General features: G+C 72.0%; 4 protein-coding genes. All 4 read left to right on the top strand.

Translation table 11 applies throughout. From position 1 onward, the window contains the following. Nucleotides 1-2,073 (top strand): type IV secretion system protein (locus C1I98_RS45210; protein WP_111171755.1); only part of this gene is annotated, 2,073 nt, incomplete at its 5' end. 3 nt (nt 2,074-2,076) lie between these two features. Continuing rightward, nucleotides 2,077-2,730 carry a hypothetical protein gene (locus C1I98_RS35940; RefSeq protein ID WP_111171754.1) on the top strand — a complete coding sequence of 218 codons (654 nt, stop codon included), beginning with the start codon at nt 2,077-2,079 and terminating at the stop codon, nt 2,728-2,730. Further along, a complete protein-coding gene (locus C1I98_RS35935) occupies nt 2,727-3,818 on the top strand; it encodes a C40 family peptidase (protein WP_111171753.1) in 1,092 nt (363 codons plus the stop codon). The genes C1I98_RS35940 and C1I98_RS35935 overlap by 4 nt, the downstream gene beginning before the upstream one ends. A 14-nt stretch (nt 3,819-3,832) precedes the next feature. Beyond that, the gene (locus C1I98_RS35930; protein WP_111171752.1) at nt 3,833-4,225 is read left to right on the top strand and encodes a (deoxy)nucleoside triphosphate pyrophosphohydrolase; all 393 of its coding nucleotides are present in this window, start codon (nt 3,833-3,835) and stop codon (nt 4,223-4,225) included. Nucleotides 4,226-4,392: the final 167 nt, after the last annotated feature.

Here is a 4,392-nt window from a genome sequence, read left to right as displayed (position 1 = left end):
GCCCCACCGGCGCCCGACCCGGCCACGCAGACCAACTACGGCGCCTACGGCATGGCCGGCCTGTACTGGCACACCCACGACCTGGGCTGCGACGACGTGGTGGCGGTGCTCGGCAACGCCTGGGCCAACATGATCTTCACGCTGGCCAAGGCGATGGACCGGCTCACCATCACCACCTACCAGGCCGCCGCGACCGAGGGCCCGCTCCAGTCGATCAAGGACGTGGTCGACGACGTCGTCACGAACCTCGCCAACGCGATGTACTGGCCCTACCTGCGCCCGCTGGTCATCCTCGGCGCGATCTGGCTGGCCTGGTACGGCCTGATCAGGAAACGCGCCACCACGACCGCCGAGGGCGTCATCTGGATGGTGCTCGCGGTGACCGTCGCGGTGTGGTTCTTCAGCCGCCCCGGCGACTTCACCGGCGTGGGCAAGGTCGTCACCGACAAGACGGCCGAGGTGGTCAACTCGGCGTTCAGCGGGCTGCCCGGCGCGGGCGGGGCGTCCTGCCTGCCGCCCAAGGGCACGCCGGCCGCGCAGGCCACGCCGCAGTCCGGCGGCTACGGCCAGGGCGGTACGGCGGGCGTCGAGCAGAACGCCGACGCCCTGTGGTCCACGCTCGCCTGCAAGCCGTGGCTGATGGGCATGTTCGGCACCGCCGACCCCAACGCGCCCGTCGTACGCGACTTCGGCGCGCTCATGATCGACATCCAGGCCATCGACCGGCAGGAGCAGCAGGTCGAAAAACAGCCCGCGGCCTCGGCGCACCAGAAGCGCTACGAGGAAGAGGTCATCAAGCAACTCAACGGCACCTCGATCTACCCGCTGCTCAGCGGCCATGACTGGATGAGCAGGCTGGGCATCTCACTGGGCGCGCTGATCGCGGCCATGGTCGCCGGGTTGCTGATCTTCCTGGTGGCGGTGTCGCTGCTGGTGCTCAAGGTCGGGTTCCTGCTGTTGCTGATCCTGGCGCCGATCTTCCTGCTGATCGGCGTACACCCCGGCTCGGGGCGGATCATCGCGCTGCGCTGGCTGGAGATGGTGATCGGCACGCTGTTGCGGCAGGCGGTGATGGCGCTGGTCCTCGGCGTGCTCGTGTACGGGTACGCGCTGATCATCTCGACCGCGATGCCGTGGGGCATGCAGATCCTGTTCATCGCGCTGCTGACCATCGCGGTGTTCTTCTACCGAAGGCCGTTCCAGCACCTGTTCGCCTCGATGGACGGGCACACGCTCACCACCCGGATGCTGGGCGAGGCGGCGGCCGCGCCGTCCCTGTCGCGGGCGGCCAACGTGCTGCCCCCGGTCGCCGGCTACCGGGTCGGGCGCTGGGGGATGCGCAAGGCCGAGCCGCTCGTCCAGGCCGCGGCGATGGCGAGCGGTGGCGCGGCCACGGCCGCGGCGGCGGCCGTCGCCCAGGGCAAGGTACGCGGCGAGGAGGGGGCGGCGCAGGGCGGCGCCTCCGGCACCCGCGTGCCGGTCGCCGGCCAGCCCGCCCCCCTGGACACCGAGGGTTCGGCGGGCGCCCGGCGCAAGGCGGGCACGTCCCGTACGACGCTGCCGCGCACCGGATCGGCCCCGCCGCTCGACCTGTCCGGCAAGCGACCCGGCGGCGCGCCGGTGCGCGGCGGGCGGACCGGCGGCACGCCCAGCGTGTCGGGCTCCGGCACCTCGGGCGGCACGGGCGGGTCCGGGGGCCGTGGCGGGTGGTTCAGCGGCCGGTCCGGCGGATGGGCACGCGGCGGTTCGCCGGGCTCCGGGTCCGCCGGCCGTACGTCGGGCGGCCGGTCCGGCGGCGGCCTCTTCGGCGGTGGCGGCGGCAGGTCGTCGAACGGCGGCGGTTCGAGCGGTGGTTCGAGCGGCGGCGGCCTGTTCGGCGGGAACGGCGGCGCGTCCCGGCGTTCGGGAGGCTCGGCGGGCGGTTCGAGCAGAGGCCCGGCGGCGCGCGGCGGCGGAGGCGACGGTGGGCGGCGGGCCGAGGCACCGCCGCTGTGGCTGTCCGGCGGCGGCCGTTCGGGCGATACGCCGGACGTGCCGTTCTGGCTGCGTCCGTCCAGGCACGACAAGGACTGACGGATGGCCCCGGCAGGTGACCGGCGCAAGCTGGTGTTCGGCGCGCTGGTCGTGGTACTGGCGCTGGTCGGGGTGTACCTGACCATGTGGCCGGGCGGCGAGCGGGAGCCGGCGGACGCCGGCAGGTACGAGCCCGGCCGTACGCCGAGCGCGCCCCCGGTGACGCCGCGCCCGCCGCTCGCGACCGCCAGCCACGCCCCCTTCGACATCTACTCCTACCTGCCGATGACCAAGGAGGAACTGGCCGCCACGGCCGACGTGGCGCGCCGGTTCACCGCGGCCTACGGCACGTTCCGCTTCGATGAGGCGCAGAACGCCTACGCCGACCGCCTCAAGGGGTTCACCACGGCCGACCTGGGCGCCGAGCTGGCCCGCTCGGTCGCCGCGCCCGGCGTCATCGAGCAGAGCATCGCCGAGCAGCGGATCTCCGAGGGATCGGCCGCCGTCAAGCAGATCAGGCAGATCGACGAGACGTCGGTGACCTACGTCGTGACCGGCTCCCGGAAGGTGACGGTCAGGAACGTGCCCTCGCAGAGCAGCGAGGACTTCGCCGTCACCCTCGTCCAGGTGGGCGGCGACTGGCGGGTACACGATCTGCAACCCGCCACCGCCGGACAGGAAGGCGACCCGGACACCGTCCCCGAGGGGGTGACATGAACACCTCCCGTGCCCGGATCGCGGTCTTAGTCGGCGTGGCGGGGTTGGTTCTGATGACACTGGTGATCGCGCCGATGCTGATGAGCACCTTCCCCTCCATCCTGGGGGGAAGCGGCACGATGCCGGACTGCTCGGACTCCGTTTCCGAGGGTGACGAGGACCAGTCGGGGACGGCGTCCTCCGACATCCCCGCCGAGTACCTGGAGCTCTACAAGGAGCACGGCAAGAAGATCGGCGTGCAGTGGAACGTCCTGGCCGGGGTGGGCAAGCGGGAGACCAACCACGGCCGGTCCCGCCTCCCCGGCGTGCAGAGCGGCACCAACTCGGCGGGCGCGGCCGGGCCGATGCAGTTCCTGATCAGCACCTGGGGCGGCAAGTCCAAGATCAAGATCCCGTCGCAGTTCAACGGGTACGCCTCCGACGGCGACGGCGACGGCTGGGCCGACGTCTACAACCCGGCCGACGCCATCTTGGGCGCGGCCCGGATGCTCAAGCGCAACGGCGCTCCGGAAGACCTGCGCCGGGCGCTGTTCACCTACAACCGCGCCTGGTGGTACGTGGACCAGGTGCTGGCCCTCGCCCGCGGGTACGCCAAGGACGGCGAGGTGAAGCGCCCGCCCGAGGCCGATCCGATGTGCGACCAGACCATGGTGGACGCGGCGCAGGGCGCGGTGCTCAAGAAGATCATCGACTACGCGCTGGCGCAGCGCGGCAAGCCGTACCGCTGGGGCGGCACGGGGCCCGACGCGTTCGACTGCTCGGGCGTCATCTACATGGCCTACCGCAACGCCGGCCTGACGATTCCGCGTACGACGTTCGTGCAATGGCCGTTCGGTGTTCGCGTCAAGGACGGCGACGAACAGCCCGGTGACCTGGTGTACTTCAACTCCGGGCCCGGTACGCGCGCGAACAGCCCCGGGCACGTCGGGCTGGTGGTGTCCAAGGGCAAGATGCTGGAGGCCAGATGCACACTGTGCGGGCCGATCAAGGTGACCAGCTACACCAACCGGCCGGGCCGGGTCGGTTTCACCCGGCCGCTGGACACCGACTCGGTCAAGAAACAGCTCGAACGGCTGGAGCAGGGCTGACATGATGACTTTCCATGGCTGAGCAGATCGTCGTGGGGGCCGCGATCGTGGCCGGTGGGCGGCTGCTCGCGGCGCAGCGCGCCGAGCCGCCCGCGCTGTACGGCGGGTGGGAGTTCCCCGGGGGCAAGGTCAACCCGGGGGAGTCCGAGGTGGCGGCGCTGATCAGGGAGTGCGACGAGGAGCTGGGCGTGCTCATCAAGGTGGGCGCGCGGATCGGCGGCGACTGGGCGCTGGCCGACGGCTACCTGCTGCGGGTGTGGCTGGCCGAGGTGGTGGCGGGCGTACCTGAGCCCAAGGAGCACCTGGAGCTGCGCTGGCTGTCCCGCGCGGACCTCTACACCGTGCCCTGGCTGCCCGCCGACCTGCCGATCGTGCAAGTCGTGGAGAAGCTGCTCGACGAGGGTTGAGCGGCCACATAGCGCGATATAACCACTACCGTGGGTGCGAGTTGTGGGGGGCCGCGCGCGCCGGGTGTCCGCTCGGCGGGCGTCTGCCTGGCCGCGCTCTGCCTGGCCGGGCTCGGTTCGTACGGCGGGGCCGCCGCCGACTCCGGGTGGGGGCGCTGGGTGCTGTC

This window comes from Spongiactinospora gelatinilytica (genome assembly GCF_003236385.1).
Taxonomy (GTDB): Bacteria; Actinomycetota; Actinomycetes; order Streptosporangiales; family Streptosporangiaceae; genus Spongiactinospora; species Spongiactinospora gelatinilytica.
The sequence above is the reverse complement of the archived record's forward strand: the minus strand, read 5'-3'. Positions and strand labels throughout refer to the sequence as shown.

Excerpts from the sequence above, each read along its gene's own strand:
- C1I98_RS35940 (WP_111171754.1), top strand. The coding sequence starts at position 2,077 with ATGGCCCCGGCAGGTGACCGGCGCAAGCTGGTGTTCGGCGCGCTGGTC.
- C1I98_RS35930 (WP_111171752.1), top strand. The coding sequence starts at position 3,833 with ATGGCTGAGCAGATCGTCGTGGGGGCCGCGATCGTGGCCGGTGGGCGG.
- C1I98_RS35935 (WP_111171753.1), top strand. The coding sequence starts at position 2,727 with ATGAACACCTCCCGTGCCCGGATCGCGGTCTTAGTCGGCGTGGCGGGG.